The sequence below is a fragment of the Ideonella azotifigens genome, from assembly GCF_021043325.1.
GTDB lineage: Bacteria > Pseudomonadota > Gammaproteobacteria > Burkholderiales > Burkholderiaceae_C > Ideonella > Ideonella azotifigens.
The window spans coordinates 180,267-198,981 of sequence record NZ_JAJNKD010000007.1 but is presented as its reverse complement, the minus strand read 5'-3'; the positions used below and the strand labels follow the sequence as shown (position 1 = coordinate 198,981).

Genomic DNA, 18,715 nt, shown 5'->3' with positions numbered 1-18,715 from the left:
GCCCTTCAACCGCCACATCGCCCCGGCCCTGCTCGCCGCCTGCAGCTTGCGCCGGTGCGCACGCAGCCGCGTGGCCGGACCCGCATGCTGAACGGCCTGCCTGCCGGCAGCGCCAGACCTTCGAGCGCATCCGCATGAGCCCACCCCTCTCCAAGCCCTACCTGGACATTCCGGGCACCACCGTGTTCGATGCCGACATGGCACGCCGCGGCTACGGGCTCAACCAGTTCTGCATGTCACTGATGCAGGCCGGCAACCGGAGCCGCTTCCGAGCCGACGAAGACGCCTACCTCGCAGCCTGGCCGATGACGCCCGAGCAGCGCGCGGCCGTCCGGGCCCGCGACTACAACGCCTGCATCGCGCTGGGCGGGAACATCTACTTCCTCGTGAAGATCGGTGCCACCGATGGCATCAGCGCGCTGCAGTTGGTGAGCTCGATGAGCGGAATGAGCGAAGACGGGTACCGCCACATGATGTTGGCCGGCGGGCGCTCGCCCGAGGGCAACCGCCGACTCGGCGAACACGGCGATGCGCAAGCACCCCGAACCGCAGACTGAACACGCCATGGCCCAGATCACAGCTTCGGTCTATACCTCGCATGTGCCCGCCATCGGCGCAGCGCTCGACCACGGCAAGACGCAAGAGCCGTACTGGCAACCAGTCTTCGAGGGCTACCAGTTCGCCAAGGAATGGGTCGCCGCGCGGTGCCCGGACGTGGTGGTGCTGGTCTACAACGACCACGCCACGGCCTTCGGCCCGGAGCTGGTTCCCACGTTCGCCCTGGGTACCGCCGCCGAGTTCCCCATCGCCGACGAGGGCTTCGGCCCTCGCCCGGTACCGCCGGTGCAGGGTCACCCCGAACTGGCGGCACACATCGCGCAGTCGCTCATCGAGGAAGACTTCGACCTCACCCTAGCCAACCGCTTGCCGGTTGACCATGGCCTGACGGTGCCGCTGTCGCTGATGTTCGGCGAGCAGCCCGTCACCGGGCAATGGCCGGTGCGCGTGATCCCGCTGGCCGTGAACGTGGTGCAGTACCCCGTGCCGTCGGGCCGCCGCTGCCTTGCGCTGGGCCGCGCACTGCGTCGCGCGGTCCATGGCTTTCCCGCGCCTTTGAACGTCCAGGTCTGGGGCACCGGCGGCATGAGCCACCAGTTGCAGGGCCGCCGCGCCGGCCTGATCAACCGCGCCTGGGACCAGCAGTTCATCGACCGGCTGATCTTCGAGCCCGAGGCGCTGGCCGCAGTGCCCACGGTCGACTACGTGCGCGAGGCCGGATCCGAAGGCATCGAGCTCGTGATGTGGCTGGTGGCGCGCGGCGCCATGGGCGATCTGGCCGGACAACCGCCCCCGCGCTTGGCGCGACGCTTCTACCACGTGCCCGCGTCCAACACGGCCGTGGGCCACCTGATTCTCGAGGACCCGGAGATCCGCACATGAACATCCAAGATCAGTCGGCCGTCGTCACCGGCGCCGGCTCCGGCCTGGGCGAGGCCGTGGCCCGCGCCCTGGCCGCCGGCGGCGCCCGCGTGGCCTTGCTGGACATCGACCTCGACCGCGCCGAGCGCGTGGCGGCGAGCCTGCGCGAGCTGGGCCTTCAAGCCAACGCCTGGCTCTGCGACATCAGCGATGCCGACAGCGCGACCGCAGCGCTCGAAGCCGCCGCGACCGCGCATGGCCCGGCGCGCGTGCTAATGAACATTGCAGGCGTGGGTGGCGCACGCCGCGTCATCCAGCGCGACGGCACCCCCGCGCCGCTGGCCGACTTCGAGCGCACATTGCGCATCAACCTGCTGGGCACCTACAACATGGTGCGGCTGATGGCGGCGCAGGCAGCCACCCTGCCGCCGCTGGCCGACGGTGAGCGCGGCGTGATCGTCAACACGGCCTCGGTCGCCGCCTTCGACGGCCAGGTAGGCCAGGAGGCCTACGCCGCCAGCAAGGCCGGCATCGCCGGCATGACGCTGCCGCTGGCGCGCGACCTGGCGCAATGGGGCATCCGCGTCTGCACCATCGCGCCGGGCATCTTCGCCACGCCGCTGCTGAAGGCGCTGCCCGAGCCGGTGCAGCAGTCGCTTGCCGAGTCCATTCCGTTCCCCAAGCGCCTTGGGCACCCTGAAGAGTTCGCCGCCCTGGCGCTGCACATCGCCGTCAACGGCCACCTTAACGGCGAGGTCATCCGCCTCGACGGCGCGCTGCGCATGGCACCGCGCTGAACACCCGCCCCGAAGACGCCAGTGCCCGAGCTGGCCGGCCAGACGCTGCCGACCTTCAGCGCCGGGGCGCATGTGGACCTGCGAGCGCGCGCCGCTCTCATCCCGGCAGCGCGGTGCGGTTGAGCAGCCCGATCAGCTGCTCCCGCTCTGCGGGCGACAGGCCGGCGGCGATGCGGTCCTCGTACTCGGCCATCCGCACGCGAAGCTGCTCGAGCTTGGCGCGGCCCGTGGCGGTGAGCGCCAGCACGTAGCGGCGCCGGTCACCCTGTACGTCGAGCCGGCAGATCAGGCCTGCGGCCTCGAGCGCATCGACGATCTTCAGCGCGCTCGGACCGGCGATGTCCAGGCTGCGCGCCAGCTTGGCCTGGTTCATGTCGTCGCCGGTGGCGATGAGGGACAAGGCCGTTACGCGCGCCGGCGTCAGGCCCAAGTCGCCGATCATCTCGAAGAACAGGTTGTACATCCGCACCTGCGTCAGGCGCAGGGAGTATCCAAGCGAGCCCGTCAGGAAATCGAAGCGCGCCAAAGGGTCGTCGGACATGGCTGCGGCCCGCGGACGTCGCGCTGCTGGTTTGCCTTTGATGGGGGAAGCTGACACGTGATCGGAACCTTGCGCGAGATGGGTGCGGGTTGGCAGGCTGCGGCCCCGGAGAATCCAGGGACATCGTGTGACCGCGCCGGAACGGCCAACCGCCGCGGGAATCGGCATTGCGATAATTAGTATATCTAACGCTTAACCTGCCACGCGCACCGTCCGCCACGCCTTGGTGGCCCGGGACTTGCTCGCGTTGTTGCCACGACGGCGTATGCTTGTTCACGTCGGCCACCAAGCAGGAGCGGTGCGAGATGAGCAGTGAGAAGTCAGGGGACGTGCGTGCCACCCGGCACATCCGCCTCACCAGCCACCCGGGCCAGCAGGGCCCGAGCGGCGCGCCCGCGATCCACTGGGGTGCGGCCACCGCGGCCAAGCGCGGCCCGGTCATCGGCACCACCACCAACCGCAGCCAGCGCAACGTCATCGGCACCCACAGCGGCAGCTATGGCGTGTACCGCGCGCTGGCGGTTGCGGCCGGCAACCTGGTCAAGGGCCACCGGGCCGACCTGACCAACACCTCCCCCACCGACCTGATCGGCCCGAATCCGCAGTGGGGCGAGGCCGAGAAAATGGTCTCGATCGACCCCTGGGGCGCCAGCGTGGCCGACGTGTTCAGCGAACACATCGCCCAGGGTTACGACGTGCGGCCGACGATTGCCGTCACCAAGGCCCACATCGACCTGCCCGAAATCCGCCATGCGATGGTCTTCCAGCGCCTGATCCCGGACAACCGGGTGCTGCTGGAAAACGGCTCGGCGGTGGTCACCAAGGTTGCCATCGAGCCAGTCTGGTGGCTGCCGGGCGTGGCCAGGCGCTTCAATGTGAGCGAGGCCGACCTGCGGCGCAACCTGTTCGAGGAGACCGGCGGCATGTACCCCGAGCTGGTCACGCGCAGCGACCTGGAAGTCTTCCTGCCACCCATCGGCGGGCAGACGCTGTACATCTTCGGCAACCCGCGCGACCTGGCCGATTCGAACGTCACGCTGACCGCGCGGGTGCACGACGAATGCAACGGCTCGGACGTGTTCGGCTCCGACATCTGCACCTGCCGGCCCTACCTGACACATGCGATCGAGGAATGCATCAAGGGCGCGCAACAAGGTGGCGTGGGCCTGATTGCCTACAGCCGCAAGGAAGGCCGCGCGCTCGGCGAAGTCACCAAGTTCCTGGTCTACAACGCCCGCAAGCGCCAGCTCGGCGGCGACAGCGCGGACAAGTATTTCCTGCGCACCGAGTGCGTGGCCGGCGTGCAGGACATGCGCTTCCAGGAGCTGATGCCCGATGTGCTGCACTGGCTGGGCATCCGCAAGATCCACCGCCTGGTCAGCATGAGCAACGACAAGTTCGACGCGATCACCGGCAGCGGCATCGAGGTGGGCGAGCGCGTGAAGATCCCGGACGAGCTGGTGCCAGCCGATGCACGGGTCGAGATCGAGGCCAAGATCGCTGCGGGGTATTTCACGGACGGTGCAGTCCCGGACGGAGATCAGCTCGCAGCCACCAAGGGGCGCACGCTTGGCTGACCTGGCTTCCAAACTGCGATCCACCACGACCATCCGCGAGCGCTGCGGCAACATCCTCGCCGCGGCCGACGCAGGCCAGTCGCGCCACTTCACCGTGCAGCGCAGCCGACTTGAAGCCGCCGCCCAACTGGTCGAGCAGGTGACGCGCCGGCAGTACCCGGACCTGCGCATTCCGTACCACAGCCGCTGGCGGCACTTCGAATCCGGCGGCGTGGACCGCAAGGGCGAGCTCGACGCGCTGCTGGCCGGGCGCGACGCAGCCGCGCAGGCCCGGGCGCGCATCGACCTGACACTGGTCAGCGTGTTGCTGGACGCCGGCGCCGGGCCGCAATGGCGCTACGCAGAGGTGGCCTCGGGGCAAAGCTTCAACCGCTCCGAAGGCCTTGGCGTGGCGAGCTTCCGGGCGTTTCTGCAAGGGCTGTTCTCGTCCGACGCGAGCGACCCGTTGCGGGTTGACGCCGCCGCGCTGCAGCGCGTGGACGAAGCCGCGCTGGCCGCCGTGTTCCAGGTCAGCGCAGACAACCCGCTGGTCGGCCTCGCAGGCCGCGCCACCTTGCTGCGCGGGCTCGGTGACACGCTGGCCGCCCAGCCCGCAGCCTTCGGCCTCGAAGGTCGTCCCGGCCGCCTGTTGGACCTGCTCACCGACAACGGCCAGACCACCCACCTGCCCGCGCCGCGCGTGCTGCAGGCCTTGCTCGACCACCTGAGCCCCATCTGGCTCACCGGCAGCGAACTTGAAGGCGTGCCGCTGGGCGATTGCTGGCAGCACCCCGCCGCGGGCGGCAGCGGCCCCACCGCCGGCTGGGTGCCGTTCCACAAGCTAAGCCAGTGGTTGACCTACTCTCTTCTCGAACCCTTCGAGTGGGCCGGCATCACGCTCACCGAGCTGGACGGCATGACCGGCCTGCCCGAGTACCGCAACGGCGGCCTGCTGCTGGACACGCAGGTGCTGCTGCCGCGCGACCCAAACTTCGCAGAGCGCCAGTACACGGCCGCGAACGAGGCCATCGTCGAGTGGCGCGCACTCACCGTCGCGCTCATCGATGAACTCGCACCGCTGGTGCGCGCCCGGCTCGGCAAGACCGCGGCCGAGATGCCGCTGGCCTGCATCCTCGAAGGCGGCACCTGGGCGGCAGGCCGCGAGATCGCCAGGACGCTGCGCGAAGGCGGCAAGCCGCCGCTGAACATCGCCAGTGACGGCACGGTGTTTTGAGGAGTTGAATTGAACCCACCCATGTCGAAGCAGCGGGCCGAGCGCCAGGCCGCTCCCAAGCCGGCCCGCGCCCCCTCCGGGGGCCGGGCGATGTACCCATCGCACGCGGGGCAGTCATGAGCCAGATTCATCACGTTGTCCACCCGCTGATCCAGCACAAGCTCACGCTGATGCGCGAGAAGGACCGCAGCACCAACAGCTTCCGCCGCCTGATGGGCGAGATCAGCATGCTGATGGCCTATGAAGTGACGCGCGACATGCCCACGCAGCTGATCGACATCGAGACGCCGCTGGAGCCCATGCAGAGCCCGGTGATCGACGGCAAGAAAACCGTGTTCATCAGCATCATGCGGGCGGGAGCCGGTTTCCTGGACGGCATGCTCAACGTCGTGCCCGGTGCCCGCATCGGCCACATCGGCCTGTACCGCGACCCGAAGACGCTGGTGGCCGTCGAGTACTACTTCAAGATGCCGGCCGACATGGAAAACCGCGACGCCATCGTGCTCGACCCCATGCTCGCCACCGGCAACTCCGCCGTCGCCGCCGTCGACCGCCTGAAGGAAACCCGCCCTAAGTCCATCCGCTTCGTCTGCCTGCTGGCAGCCCCCGAAGGCCTGAAGAACTTCACCGAAGCCCACCCGGACGTACCGGTCTACACGGCAGCCATCGACCGCGGCCTGAACGAACACGGCTACATCGTGCCGGGGCTGGGGGACGCGGGGGATCGGCTGTTCGGGACGAAGTAGCTGCACGTCAGCCTCTTCGGCCCAGCGCTGCCTGCCAACCTTCGCTCCGCCTTACTGGCCGCTCACCAACTCGTTTGCGACCTCTCGCAGGCAACGGATCAGTTGCGCGCTGCTGGGCGTGTTCACGCGAGTGCGCAGCGTGATGATGCCCACCGGCGGCAATTCGATCGGCACCTTGATGGGCAGCACCTTGAGCAGGCCCTCGCGCTCGAAATGCAGCGCCACCTGCTGGGCGAGAAAGCCCAGTGCGGCGCGGTCGCGCACGAAGCTGAGCGTGGCCAGGAAGGAAGCTGATTCGATCAGATCCGCCGGCGGGTTCAGCCCATGCTTGTAGAACATCTGGTGGAGCTTGATGCGCGAGGAAGCCCAGGGCGGAGGCACAACCCAGGGCTCGCGCGCGAGGTCGGACCATGTCAGCCTGACCTGCCTGGCAAGCGGGTGATCGGGACGGGCCACGACACGCATCGGCTCCTCGTACAGCGCTTCGGTCGCCAGGTCCGGCGCGGCATAGCCAGGTTCCAACCGGCCAACGAACAGATCCAGCTCGCCCACCCGCAGCCGCGGCAGCAAACGGGTCAGGTCCCCCTCTTCCACCAGCACCGTGCTCTGCGCCGATTGCGCCTTCAGCAAGGCCACCGCCCGGGTCAAGAGCACCGGCATGGCCACCACCATGCAGCCCACGCTGGTGCGGCCAGCCGCGCCGCTGGCCACGGATGCGATCTCGTCACGGGTGCGCCCGTAGTCGGCCAGCACCGAGCGGGCGAAGCGCACGACCGCGGCGCCATACGGGGTGGGCTCGGTGCCGCGCGTGGAGCGGTCGAACAGACTCAGCTCGAACATGCGCTCGATCTCCGCGAGCGTTTTGGAGACGGCCGGCTGGGTCACCGACAGGAACTCGGCAGCCCGCCCCAGGTGGCGGAATTCATCCAGGGCCACCAGCAGTTGCAGGTGGCGCAGCTTGAGGTTGGAGCGCAGCACACGGTCAATGTCAGCCATCCCGCGACCATAACCTGGACGGAATGAAGACAGTCCACTATGTGATTGGATCGCCATGAGCCAAAGGCGAAGAATGGGCGCCACTACAACAGGAGACATTCCCCATGCATGCCAGCCGCCGCCACTTCATCCTTGGCAGCTTGAGCGCCGCTGCGCTCGCTGCCACCAGCCGCGCTTCTGCCGCCGGCTATCCCGACCACCCCATCACCTTCGTCTGCCCGTGGCCCGCAGGCGGCACGGCGGACATGACGATGCGCGTGCTGTGCGCAGAGGCTGCCAAGCCACTGGGCCAGACCATCGTGGTGGACAACAAGGCGGGGGCGGCCGGCATGCTGGGCCTGCGCGCGCTGGCCGCGGCCAAGGCCGATGGCTACACCATCGGCCAGATTCCCATCTCGGTGGCGCGCTTCTCGCAGCTGGGGTCGGTGCCGCTCGATCCGTTGAAGGACCTGAGCTACATCGCCCGCGTGTCGGGCCAGACCTTTGGCATCGTGTGCCAGGCCGAGGCGCGCTGGAAGGACATCAAGGAGCTGGTGGCCGATGCCAAGGCCCACCCGGGCAAGCTGACCTATGCCAGCGCGGGCGTGGCCGGTGCCACGCATGTGGGCATGGAGGAATTCAACCAGGTCGCCGGCATCGAGATGCTGCACATCCCCTACAAGGGCGGTGCACCGGCCCTGCAGGCGGTGCTGGGTGGCGAAGCCGACCTGCTGATCGATTCCAGTTCCTGGGCGCCGCATGTGCAGTCCGGCAAGCTGCGTCTGCTGGGCACGCTGGGAGCACGCCGCACGAATGACTTCAAGGACGTGCCCACCGTCAGCGAACAAGGCTTCCCGGTGGTGGTGGACGCGCCCAATGGCATTGGCGGGCCCAAGGGACTGGACCCTGCCGTGCTGGCCAGGCTGCGCGCAGCCTTCAGGCTGGCCGCAGCCAGCCCGGAGTTCGCTGCCGCCTGCGGCAGGATCGATGCGCCGCTGATGTACCTGGACGGCCCGGACTACGAGAAGTACGTGGCCCAGACCATGCAGAAGGAAAAGCTGCTGATCGACAAGCTCAAGCTGCGCGAGCTGCTTGCCAAGGGATGACCACCACCGCCCTCCTTCAAGGCTTCATGCAAAACAACGCACCGCTGATACGCCTGCACCCGCGGGACAACGTGCTGATCGCCCGGCGCCCCATTGCGCTGGGCGAAACCCTGGCTGGCATGGGCCTGCGCGCCCGTGCCCAGGTGCCGGCCGGGCACAAGATCACCGCCCGCGCCATCGCCGAGGGTGAAGCCGTCCTCAAGTACGACACCGTGATCGGCTTCGCGGCGCGTGCGCTCGAGGCCGGCGAGTACCTGCACACGCACAACATCCGCCACGAGGAACGCGACGGCTTCGCCTACGAATTCGGCACCGACCTGAAACCCGTGGCCCTGTTGCCAGCGCACGAGCGGGCCACCTTCCTGGGCATCGTGCGTGCCGATGGCAGGGTGGCCACGCGCAACTACATCGGCCTGATCGCCTCGGTGAACTGTTCCTCCACGGTGATCCACAAGGTGGCCGAATGGTTCACGCCGGAGCGGCTGGCCGCCTATCCGAATGTGGACGGTGTCGTCGCCTTCGCCCAGACCAGCGGCTGCGGCATGTCCTCGCCCAGCGAACATTTCGATGTGCTGCGCCGCACCCTGGCAGGCTATGCGCGCCACCCGAACCTGGGCGGCGTGGTCGTCGTGGGCCTGGGCTGCGAGCGCAATCAGGTGCCTGAATTGATGGCCTCGCAAGGCCTGGATGAGAGCCGGCAGCTGCAAAGCCTGGTGATGCAGCAGACGGGCGGCACCCGCGCCACCATCGCGGCAGGCATCGCCGCCGTACAGGCCATGTTGCCGGCGGCCAATGACATCCAACGCGTGCCGGTGCCCGCCAGCCACCTGAAGATCGGCCTGGAATGCGGCGGCTCGGACGGTTTTTCCGGCATCAGCGCCAATCCTGCATTGGGTGCGGCAATGGACATCCTGGTCGCCCATGGCGGCACCGCCATCCTGTCGGAAACGCCGGAGATCCATGGCGTGGAGCACCTGCTGACGCGCCGCGCGGTCAGCGAAGCCGTGGGCCGCAAGCTGCTGGCCCGGCTGGACTGGTGGAAGCGCTACACCGCCGGCCACAACGGCCAGTTCAACGGCGTGGTGGGCCCTGGCAACCAGGCCGGCGGGCTGGCCAACATCGTCGAGAAGTCGCTGGGCTCGGCAATGAAAGCCGGCACCACGCCGCTGCGCGCGGTCTACGAATATGCCGAGCCCATCACCGAAACCGGCTTTGTCTTCATGGACTCGCCCGGCTACGACCCGGTGGCGACCACCGGCCAGATCGCCAGCGGCGCCAACCTGATCTGCTTCACCACCGGCCGCGGTTCGATGTTCGGCTCCAAGCCGGCCCCCACGCTGAAGCTGGCCTCCAACACGCCGATGTTCGAGCGGCTCAGCGAAGACATGGACATCAACTGCGGCCTGGTCATCGACGGCAAGCTCGGCATCGAGCAGATGGGCCGCCAGATCTTCGAGCACATCCTGCGTGCGGCCTCTGGCGAAGCCACCTGCAGCGAAAAACTTGGCCTGGGCGACCATGAATTCGTCCCCTGGCACCTTGGAATTGTGAGCTGAACATCCCGATGCAACACGACCTGACCCTGCACAACAGCGAGCTGCTGCGCACCCGGAATTTCATTGCCGGCACCTGGCGCGCCGCGGCTGGCGGCGCCACGCTGCCGGTGACTGACCCGGCCAACCAGCGCCTGATCGCCGAGGTGCCCGACAGCAGCGCCGACGACGCGCAACAGGCGGCCGATGCCGCCTACGCCGCCTTCCCGGCCTGGCGCGCCACCCCCGCCAAGGCCCGGGCCCAGGTCATCAAGCGCTGGCTGGCCTTGATCCTGGCGAACCAGGACGACCTGGGCCGCCTGATCTCGCGCGAACAGGGCAAGCCGCTGGCCGAAGGCCGGGCCGAGGTGCTGTACGCAGCCAGCTATGTCGAATGGTTCGCCGAAGAAGCGGTGCGCATCTGCGGCGACGTGATCGCCCCGCCGGTGGTCGGCCGGCAGATGTTCGCGATCAAGGAGCCGGTGGGCGTGGTCGCGGTCATCACGCCCTGGAACTTCCCCGCGGCGATGATCGCCCGCAAGATCGCGCCGGCCCTGGCCGCAGGTTGCAGCGTGCTGGCCAAGCCTGCCGAGGACACGCCGCTGACGGCCCTGGCCCTGGTGCACCTGGCCGAACAGGCCGGCTTGCCGGCCGGCGTGCTGAACATCATCTGCGCCTCGCGCGCCCAAACGCCTGCCGTGGTCGATGCCTGGCTGGCCGACGGGCGGGTGCGCAAGATCAGCTTCACCGGCTCCACGCCGGTGGGCAAGCACCTGGCGCGCGAGTCGGCCGCGACCCTCAAGAAGCTCTCGCTGGAGCTGGGCGGCAACGCCCCCTTCATCGTGTTCGACGACGCCGACCTGGACGCCGCAGTCCAGGGCCTGATGGCCGCCAAATTCCGCAATGGCGGCCAGACCTGCGTCTGCCCCAACCGCGTCTACGTGCAGGCCGGTGTGTTCGAAGCCTTTGCCGACAAGCTGGCGGCCCAGGTGGGTGCGTTGCGCGTCGGTCCGGCCACCGAGGCCGATGCACAGATCGGGCCGATGATCAACGAGCGCGCGGTCCACAAGATCCTGCGCCACATCGACGACGCGGTTGCGCAGGGGGCCAAGGTGCTGGTGGGCGGCCACCGCGTGCGCGAGGAGCTGGGCCCGAACTACATTGCCCCTACGGTGCTGGCTGGCGCCACCAAGGCCGCCGCGCTGTGCGCCGAGGAGACCTTCGGCCCGGTCGTGCCGCTGTTCCGCTTCGAGCAGGAGGACGAGGTGCTCCGGGACGCCAACGACACGCCCTTCGGCCTGGCCGCCTACTTCTACTCGCAGGACGTGCGGCGCATCGCCCGCGTGGCCAGCGCGCTGGAATGCGGCATCGTCGGCATCAACGAAGGCGCGGTTGCCGCCGAGGCGGCCCCGTTCGGCGGCGTCAAGGAATCCGGCTACGGCCGCGAGGGGTCACGCCACGGCCTGGAGGATTACATGCACATCAAGTACCTTTGCCAAGGCGGCCTGGCATGATCGCCGCCGGCAACCCCTTCAAGGCCGCGCTGGCCCGCGGCGAGCCGCAGATCGGCCTGTGGCTGTCCATGGCCCATCCCTACAGCGCCGAGATCTGTGCCACGGCCGGCTTCGACTGGCTGCTGATCGACGGCGAGCACGCGCCCAACGACGTGCGCGCCAGCCTGGCCCAGCTTCAGGCAGTGGCCCCCTATCGCGGCCAGCCGGTGCTGCGCAGCGTGAACAGCGACCCCGCGCTGATCAAGCAGCTGCTGGACATCGGCGCCCAGAACCTGCTGGTCCCCATGGTGGACACGCCCGAGCAGGCGCGCGCCATCGTGGCTGCAACGCGCTATCCACCGCAAGGTGTGCGCGGCGTGGGCGCCGCGGTGGCCCGGGTGTCGCGCTGGGGCGCTCGCGCCGACTACGTCCACCGCGCCAACGACGAAGTCTGCCTTCTGGTCCAGGCCGAGACCGTCACCGCGCTGGCCAACCTGGAGGCGATCTGCGCGGTAGACGGCGTGGACGGCGTCTTCATCGGGCCGGCCGACCTGGCCGCCTCCATGGGCCATCTCGGCCAGCCCCAGTACCCCGAGGTGCAGGCCGCCATCGACGACGCGATCCGCCGCATCCACGCCAGCGGTAAGGCCGCCGGCACGCTCACCGGCGACGTGGCCGCGGCCCGCCGCTACCTGGACCTGGGCGCTCGCTTCGTTGCCGTGGGCATCGACGTGACGCTGATGATCAGCGCAGTGCGCCAGCGCGCCGCGGAATTCGGCCTGGGCGGCCCGTCATCCGTACCGAGCGGCGGCCCTTATTGAATGCCCATGCCCCGCTGGCTTCGACCGAGCCCAGAAAGGCGGTGACCAGCGCGCTGACGTTTCGTTGCTCCAGCAAACGCTCGTCCTCATCGAGAATGTCGTGGAACTCGCTGAAGCGACTGGGGCCATCCTTGAGGAAGCCTTCTGTCTGCGCGTCGTCACAGAAATGCAGGTCGAGTGCGTCGAGCGCGGTGCGCAGGGCCTGCTGGTAGGGGCCCCGGGGTCGGAGGCGTTCCACAAAAAGTGCAGACAGCGCCGACCACGAGCCTGGAAGATAGCGAAGGACGTGGACGATGTCGGCCACATCCTTGGGCTCCTGGCGGCCCAAGGCGAGCGCCTTGAGTGCAATGAAGGCGCCGGCATCGGCATGCCGCACGACTTCCGTCGCCGTCTCGCCGCCATCGGGCAGCGCGACCGTCAAGGACCGCTCGCGGCACCAATCGGTGGCCATGGCTGCGAACGGCATGCCGCCTGCGAACAGGCTGCCATCGGCGATGGGCACTTGCTTGAAGTCCTGGAAGTCCGTGGTGTTGACCAGGAGGTCAACCCGCATCCAGTTGCCGTCGATCTCACGCTCCCATTGCCAGCGGCTCTCCCCGCCCTTGCCGTTCTGGAATGGGGCAAATCCGGCGTTCTCCAGCCGAGCTCTCAGATCGCCCGGAGTCTGGAGGCCCGCCAGTACCGCCACATCGAGGACCACATCCACGTCGTTGGATCCCACGTGGGCAGGCACGTCCGGCGGCGACTCGGGTGCGAGGTAGCGCGGCACCAAGCCTCCGATGAGACGCAGGCCACTGCCCAGTTCACCGAAGGCGCGGAGCAGCAAGACCAACAGGGTCTCGCACGCCAGCGTCATGTCGGGGCTGTACCCCGCGGCTTTCTTGGGTTTGTCAGACATCGCTCGCCTCGTCAAGCTTCAGGTAGCGCTGCCGGAATTCGGCTGCCAGTTCCTTGTTGCGGCCCACGCCGTCCAGCAGGTCCAGGTACTGGACGAAGGGGCTGGCAGCGCGCAGGCCTGGGTGATCCGGCAGCTCTTCGGCGAACAGCAGCGCGGCACCTTCGCGTTCGATGAACATGAAGTTGGCACCCTTGTCCGCGGGCTTGAGCTTCAACCCTTCTGCCCAATCCTCGCCCTTGCCTGGCGGCACGACGACCACCGCGCGGTCCACGCTGGTCAAGGTGGGAACAAGCAGATTGGCCGCAGCCGCACCGGTAAGTACCCATCCATTTCGCTCGACGAGCCCCTTGGCCAGCGCGCTCGTGATGCCTTCTGGCGCGAAGCCGTACCAACGACTGCGCACTTCGGACCGCGCAGCCCAAACAGCCGCCCAGGCATCCAACAGTTCGGCGGGCCGGGAAATTCGGCGCCGCTGGGTCGGCCCTGCGCCCGTTGACTGCACCCAGTCCTGGCGCTCCATCTCCTGCATCGTCTTGGAGACGGTGTAGGCGGAAGTCGCGGCCATCTGGGCCAGTTCGGCGCCCGAAATGAAGTCGCGCCCCGCAGTGCGATGCCAATGCATCAGCATCGCATGCACGACCTGCTCACGCGCGCCGGAAAAGACACTGCCAATGCGCCGCCCCGGCAGGGCCTGGGGCGCTCGCTCGATGTCCACCAGCCAAGTGCCATGATGGAAATAAAGCGTGCCACTCGTGTCGAAGTAGTTGATGCCGGCCTTGCGCAAGGCCTCGCGTGAACCTTGGCTCAGGTGGTCAGCGGCCACGACCAGCAGCACGGGCACCTGCCGCGCAGCTTCGGTTCGACTGCCCTCGTAGGCCCGGAGCTGCTCGACCGCCAGACGGACATCTCTCGGATAGGCGGTTCGTCGGGTCTCGATGGCAAGCTCAAGCACTTGCCCGTCAGGCATTCGCACCTGCAGCGCCGCATCCAGCTCGCGCACATCCTCATGTCCGTCGCGAAAGCGCACGCCATCCCGGCGCGCCAGGCAGTGGAGCTGGGTCGCTGATGTCAGCGCCTCCAGCAGGGCCGCCACCAAGTCGCTGTCGTCATGAAGGATGCCAGACATGGGCTCATGTTAGCTGCCCAGCCAATATAGCTCAAGCTCATAAATTAGCTGTTTTAGACATATTTGCTGCACAGCAAATATGCCCCCTGCTCCGCTCAACCCGCCCCCGGGCCGCCTTTGCAGGCGGCCAAGCTCACGTGGCTGCACTTCACGCGCAATTCGCCATCGCTCAGGACGGCAGCCTTGAACTTGTCGCCCAGCCTGTCGAACAGTTGCTGCGACTCGCCATTGGCGGTGCAGCGGCAGGCGCCAATCCTGGGCTTGATGACTCACCAGTCGTGGCGGCAGCGGTGGTTGGGGGAACGTCGTCATGACACACGAGGGCCTCAGGACATTCCCGTTCGGGACAGTCACGATTTGGTCATCGAAAGGGCAGGACTTTCGGTCGTCCGGCAGGTTACTTTCCCGATTGGGAATTTCCACCGCAAGGTCGCTTCAGCGGCGTTTCACCGCCTGGCATTTTGAAGTTCCAGTTGCGCACCCTCCTCGGCACCATCGCCCGCCACAGGCATCGAATCATCCACAACCCCATGACCCGCTCTCCCTTTCTTGTGTCAGCCCTTCGTTCGGCCGCCGTCTGCATGGCGCTGTCCGGGACATGGGCAACGCACGCCTTTGCCGGCGTTGCATTTGCTATCCACGACACCACGGCGCAACCAGACCGATTCACCACCGTGGTGCAATTCGAGGTCATTCGCAGCAGCGACATTGCATCGTACGCACAAGTCGATTTCGCCACCGTGGACGGTTCCGCCGTGGCGGGGCGGGACTACACCGAGACCAAGGGAACCCTCAGCTTTGAGCCCGGACAAACCATGAAGATGGTCACGGTGCCAATCGCTGGCCGGCAGGTCAGCACGCCGCTGGAATTCGGCTTGAAATTGACCAACCCTGCGGCTCGGCCCACCGCCGGAAAAGTCTGGCTGGAAGCGGGTTCGTCAAGCATCTCGAACTTTGTGCAGGGCGCTGCGGTCGCTGACCTCAACGGCGACGGCCAGCCCGACGCCGTGTTCACCGCGGCCAGCAGTGGCGCGCCCGCACTCTCGATCCTGCGCAACGCCACGCCAGAGAAGTCCGGGAAGTCCAAATTCGCAAAGGCAATCACTGTTGCCCTTCCCTCCGCTCCGTTCAGGGTCAGCAGTGCCGACCTCAACCGTGACGGTCGCCCGGACCTGATTGTCTCGACCTCGGACGCGACGGCTTTCTACGTGCTCCTGAACGACACCAAAGTTGGCGGGAACGACCTTGCCTTTTCCAGGACCGATGTCGCACTGTCCTCGGCCACCTACGACGCGGCAACCGCGGACTTCGATGGCGACGGCATCGAAGACATCGCCACGGCAGGAGGCGTGAGCGGCACCGTGTCGGTTTGGAGGAACACCACCCCGAAGGGCGCTGAAACGCCTCAGTTGACCAAGGTCGGCACGCTCGCCAGCAGCCCCGGCGCGAGCTCCTACAGCTTCTCGGTGCGCACCCTGGATGTCAATCACGACGGCAAGCCCGACCTCGCCGTCGGCAACCTTCTGGCCCCTGAGGTAGACATCCTGATCAACACCACCGCGGCAGGTGGACCCATCACTTTCGCCCCTGCGATCGCAGTCCCGGTTGCCGACGGCGTCACCGGCCTGGAAACCGGCGATGTGGATGGCGACGGGCTTCCTGATCTCGTCAGCGCCAACAACAGCTCGCAGCAAACCGGGAAGACATTCAGCGTGCTGCTGAATCGCACGGCAACCGCAGCACCCACGCCTGCTTTCACCGTGCAGAACATGGTGGAAGGTGCTCCCTATGACCTGCGGCTCGCCGACATGAATGGCGACGGGACAATCGACATTGTGTTGGCAAACTTGAACTCCGACGGCCAAGGCAATGGCGCGATCACCATCTACCTGAATCGAACGCCGGCTGGCGCGCCCAGCGCTCAATTCGAGAAGCTCTACACCGCCTTTGTCGCCGAGGAGCCGCATGCGCTCGGGTTGGCAGACTTCAACCACGACGGCCGCCTCGACATCGTCACCGCCCAGTTTTCGTCGTTCCCACCCGAGGCTGCCGCAGCCAAGTTCCTGTTCGGTCAAAAGGCACCTCAAAACCCTAGCGCCAAGATCAAGGATGCCGAGGGCATCGCCACCTTGACGCCAAAGCGAGGATCCTGACCCTCAAGGGGCAGCGTCCCTTGATGACCGTTGCCGCCTTGCCTGAGTCCGGGCAGCCGACACCGCGGCCATCAGCCAAGCGCCGGCCCCTGGTGAAACACCAGGTCCTCGACCACCTCGCCGCCCACCAGATGCCGCTCGATGATGCGGTCCATGTTGGCCGGGGTGACGTTGTAGTACCAGGTGCCGTCCGGCTGCACGCACATCACCGGGCCGCCTTTGCAGGCGGCGAAGCAGCTGACGCGGCTGCGCTTCACACGCAGTTCGCCATCGTTCAAGCCCGCTGCCTTGAACTTGTCGCCCAGGCTGTCGAACAGCTGCTGTGACTCGCCGTTGGCGGTGCAGCGGGTGCCGGTGCAGACCAGCAGGTGGCGGCGGTAGGCGCCGATCTTGGGTTTGGTGACGGTGACCGCGATGTCGGTGGACTCGCCTGCAGAAGCTGTGTCGCTCATGCCTCGTCTCCTGCAGTGGCAGCGTCAGCCAATTCTGCGGCCTCGACCGGCTCGGACAGGGTCGACACGATGTAGTCCAGCGGCAGCCGGTGGCGCAGCGCCAGCGCCTCGGCACTGGCGCCTGCGGCATGTTCGGCCTGCAGCGTGTCCAGCCAGCCCAGCAGGCCGGTGGACAGCGAGCGGCCGGGCTTTTCGCCTTCGCGTGTATCGCCGCCAGCGTCCAGGTCGTACTTGTTGGCATAGCCGCGCGGCGTGACCATCAGACCGTGGCGCACAAAGGTGTGGCTGTTGCCGATCAGCACGGTGGTCAACATGCCGATGTCGGCCTCGGCCATCCTGTCCAGCGTGCTGAACTCGATGCGCTCGCGGCGGCGGTAGGCGCTCTTGACGATGGCCACCGGCGTGTCCGCCCGGCGGTGGCGCAGGAACAGGCGCTGGGCCTCGACGATCTGGCGCGTGCGGCGGCCGCTTTTCGGGTTGTAGAGCGCCACCACGAAGTCGGCGCTGGCGACGGCATCCAGCCGGCGCGCGATCACCGGCCACGGTGTCAAGAGGTCACTCAATGAGATGGCGCAGAAGTCGTGCGTCAACGGCGCGCCGACCAGGGCTGCGCAGGCGTTCAGCGCCGAAGCGCCGGGCACGATCTCGACCTTGACCTCGTCGTCCGGCGTCCAGCCGGCCTGGAACAGCACCTCGAAGGTCGGGCCGGCCATGCCGTACACGCCCGCGTCGCCCGACGAAATGAGCGCCACCTTCTTGCCGGCGCGCGCCGCTTCCAGCGCGCTGACGGCCCGGTCCAGCTCCTCGGTCATGCCCTTGCGCACGACCTCCTTGCCTTCCAGCAGCTCGGCCACCAGCTTGATGTAGGTGACGTAGCCGATCACCACGTCGGCTTCGGCAATCGCCTCGCGGGCGCGGGCCGTCATGTGGGCCTGGCTGCCGGGGCCGATGCCCACCAGCATGATCTTGCCGGCGGGCTTGGCGGTGTCGGGAGATTGGATCTCGGTCACTGTCTCGGTGGTCATTGCAAAAGCTCCGGAGAAGGTCAGGCGCGGGCCGCGATGGGCTGCGTCGCACCACTGCGGCCGGCCAGCAACAAGGGCTGCAGGAAGCGGCGGAACAGCGGCAACGCCGCGGCACCCAGCGAGGCCCAGAAGGCCAGCGCCAGCCAGGCCGTGGCCCAGACGAACTGCTGCTCCAGCGACTGCATCTGCTCGCGCGCGTTGCCGCTGAAGCCGGCCAATGCATCGCCGCCCTGGGGCGCGCCGACCAGGAAGGGCAGCGCCAGCAGCGCGGCGGCGGCCGGCCAGCGCCAAGCGCGCGTGCCAAAGCCCATCAGCGCACAGGCGGCCGCGGCGCTGGCGGCGCTCAGCAGCCACCAACCCTGGCGCTGGTGCAGCGCCGGCGCGTCCATGCCCGGCAGTTCGGCCGGCAGGCCGAGCGAGGGCCAGAAGTGCAGGCTGAGCCAGCCAGCGGCGGCGATGGTGGCCAGCGTGCGCCAGCCCACCGGTGCAGCGCGGCGCCAGACGGCGACCGAAGCGACAACCAGCACCAGCAGCGCCATCGCCATCGCATTCATCACGTTGGCGACCCAGGTCCAGAAGCCGCGCTCGACGCCGTTGGCCGGCTCCCAGACGCCGGCGCCATGGTCGTGGTCATGGGCCTCTTCATGCGCATGTTCGTGGGCATGCGCATCCGCATGCGCATGCTCGGCAGCTTCCGGCGCTTCGGCCTTCTGCCCCTCGAACACCTCGGCCGCCAGCAGCAGCGGCACGGCCTGCCAACGCTGCAGCGCAAACTGCAGGCTGCCCACGGCCAGCGCCAGCGCCAACGCGCAAAAGATCAAGCGTCGCAGCAACATGCTCG

At 67.8% G+C, this 18,715-nt stretch carries 18 protein-coding genes; 11 read left to right on the top strand and 7 right to left on the bottom strand.

Going from position 1 to position 18,715, the window contains the following annotated elements; genetic code table 11:
- Positions 1–134 precede the first annotated feature (134 nt).
- Genes ligA through LRH25_RS16800 form a run of 3 tightly spaced genes read left to right on the top strand, consistent with a single transcriptional unit; the run spans position 135 to position 2,216 of the window.
- Positions 135–557 carry a protocatechuate 4,5-dioxygenase subunit alpha gene (ligA, locus tag LRH25_RS16810; RefSeq protein ID WP_141291734.1) on the top strand — a complete coding sequence of 141 codons (423 nt, stop codon included), beginning with the start codon at positions 135–137 and terminating at the stop codon, positions 555–557.
- A 7-nt stretch (positions 558–564) separates the two neighbouring features.
- Positions 565–1,440, top strand: coding sequence for a class III extradiol dioxygenase subunit beta (locus LRH25_RS16805; protein WP_231011717.1), 876 nt, complete (start codon positions 565–567; stop codon positions 1,438–1,440).
- Complete coding sequence (locus tag LRH25_RS16800) at positions 1,437–2,216, top strand: SDR family NAD(P)-dependent oxidoreductase (RefSeq protein ID WP_231011714.1); 780 nt, start codon at positions 1,437–1,439, stop codon at positions 2,214–2,216. Before LRH25_RS16805 ends, LRH25_RS16800 begins: the two co-directional genes overlap by 4 nt.
- A gap of 97 nt (positions 2,217–2,313) precedes the next feature.
- Here LRH25_RS16800 and LRH25_RS16795 read toward each other — a convergent pair whose 3' ends face one another.
- Positions 2,314–2,757, bottom strand: a complete 444-nt coding sequence (locus tag LRH25_RS16795) for a MarR family winged helix-turn-helix transcriptional regulator (protein ID WP_170201116.1) — start codon at positions 2,755–2,757, stop codon at positions 2,314–2,316.
- Between the two features lie 305 nt (positions 2,758–3,062).
- Between LRH25_RS16795 and LRH25_RS16790 the strand changes: the two genes are divergently transcribed.
- The 3 genes from LRH25_RS16790 (at position 3,063) to upp (ending at position 6,293) form a co-directional block, all read left to right on the top strand.
- Positions 3,063–4,334, top strand: coding sequence for a GTP cyclohydrolase II (locus LRH25_RS16790; RefSeq protein WP_141291038.1), 1,272 nt, complete (start codon positions 3,063–3,065; stop codon positions 4,332–4,334).
- Positions 4,327–5,547, top strand: a complete 1,221-nt coding sequence (locus tag LRH25_RS16785) for a URC4/urg3 family protein (protein ID WP_231011711.1) — start codon at positions 4,327–4,329, stop codon at positions 5,545–5,547. The genes LRH25_RS16790 and LRH25_RS16785 overlap by 8 nt, the downstream gene beginning before the upstream one ends.
- A 116-nt stretch (positions 5,548–5,663) precedes the next feature.
- The gene (gene upp / locus LRH25_RS16780) at positions 5,664–6,293 is read left to right on the top strand and encodes a uracil phosphoribosyltransferase (protein WP_141286881.1); all 630 of its coding nucleotides are present in this window, start codon (positions 5,664–5,666) and stop codon (positions 6,291–6,293) included.
- 51 nt (positions 6,294–6,344) lie between these two features.
- Here upp and LRH25_RS16775 read toward each other — a convergent pair whose 3' ends face one another.
- Positions 6,345–7,289 carry a LysR substrate-binding domain-containing protein gene (locus tag LRH25_RS16775; protein ID WP_141286880.1) on the bottom strand — a complete coding sequence of 315 codons (945 nt, stop codon included), beginning with the start codon at positions 7,287–7,289 and terminating at the stop codon, positions 6,345–6,347.
- A 104-nt stretch (positions 7,290–7,393) separates the two neighbouring features.
- Here LRH25_RS16775 and LRH25_RS16770 point away from each other — a divergent pair, with 104 nt between their 5' ends.
- From LRH25_RS16770 to hpaI, 4 genes are read left to right on the top strand one after another with little or no spacing between them, the layout of a single operon-like run.
- Positions 7,394–8,374 (top strand): tripartite tricarboxylate transporter substrate binding protein, encoded by a 981-nt coding sequence (locus LRH25_RS16770; protein ID WP_141286879.1) that lies wholly within the window; start codon positions 7,394–7,396, stop codon positions 8,372–8,374.
- A complete protein-coding gene (locus LRH25_RS16765) occupies positions 8,371–9,930 on the top strand; it encodes a D-arabinonate dehydratase (protein ID WP_375142177.1) in 1,560 nt (519 codons plus the stop codon). The genes LRH25_RS16770 and LRH25_RS16765 overlap by 4 nt, the downstream gene beginning before the upstream one ends.
- Before the next feature lie 8 nt (positions 9,931–9,938).
- Positions 9,939–11,420 carry an NAD-dependent succinate-semialdehyde dehydrogenase gene (locus LRH25_RS16760; RefSeq protein ID WP_141286877.1) on the top strand — a complete coding sequence of 494 codons (1,482 nt, stop codon included), beginning with the start codon at positions 9,939–9,941 and terminating at the stop codon, positions 11,418–11,420.
- Positions 11,420–12,220 carry a 4-hydroxy-2-oxoheptanedioate aldolase gene (hpaI, locus tag LRH25_RS16755; RefSeq protein ID WP_310733313.1) on the top strand — a complete coding sequence of 267 codons (801 nt, stop codon included), beginning with the start codon at positions 11,420–11,422 and terminating at the stop codon, positions 12,218–12,220. Before LRH25_RS16760 ends, hpaI begins: the two co-directional genes overlap by 1 nt.
- Here the strand turns inward: hpaI and LRH25_RS16750 are convergent.
- Positions 12,144–13,118, bottom strand: a complete 975-nt coding sequence (locus tag LRH25_RS16750; protein ID WP_141286875.1) for a hypothetical protein — start codon at positions 13,116–13,118, stop codon at positions 12,144–12,146. The genes hpaI and LRH25_RS16750 overlap by 77 nt on opposite strands.
- On the bottom strand, positions 13,111–14,211 hold the full coding sequence (locus tag LRH25_RS16745) for a type IV toxin-antitoxin system AbiEi family antitoxin (RefSeq protein WP_231011710.1): 1,101 nt from the start codon (positions 14,209–14,211) through the stop codon (positions 13,111–13,113). The genes LRH25_RS16750 and LRH25_RS16745 overlap by 8 nt, the downstream gene beginning before the upstream one ends.
- Before the next feature lie 563 nt (positions 14,212–14,774).
- Here LRH25_RS16745 and LRH25_RS16735 point away from each other — a divergent pair.
- Positions 14,775–16,397 (top strand): FG-GAP-like repeat-containing protein, encoded by a 1,623-nt coding sequence (locus LRH25_RS16735; protein ID WP_141286873.1) that lies wholly within the window; start codon positions 14,775–14,777, stop codon positions 16,395–16,397.
- Positions 16,398–16,468: 71 nt separating this feature from the next.
- On the opposite strand, the gene LRH25_RS16730 is transcribed toward LRH25_RS16735, so the two are convergent.
- The 3 genes from LRH25_RS16730 to LRH25_RS16720 are packed head-to-tail and all read right to left on the bottom strand — an operon-like array spanning position 16,469 to position 18,710.
- Complete coding sequence (locus LRH25_RS16730) at positions 16,469–16,849, bottom strand: (2Fe-2S) ferredoxin domain-containing protein (RefSeq protein ID WP_141286872.1); 381 nt, start codon at positions 16,847–16,849, stop codon at positions 16,469–16,471.
- Positions 16,846–17,874, bottom strand: a complete 1,029-nt coding sequence (gene cobJ / locus LRH25_RS16725; protein WP_141286871.1) for a precorrin-3B C(17)-methyltransferase — start codon at positions 17,872–17,874, stop codon at positions 16,846–16,848. Before cobJ ends, LRH25_RS16730 begins: the two co-directional genes overlap by 4 nt.
- Before the next feature lie 20 nt (positions 17,875–17,894).
- Positions 17,895–18,710, bottom strand: a complete 816-nt coding sequence (locus tag LRH25_RS16720; RefSeq protein ID WP_231011709.1) for a CbtA family protein — start codon at positions 18,708–18,710, stop codon at positions 17,895–17,897.
- Between the last annotated feature and the right edge of the window lie 5 nt (positions 18,711–18,715).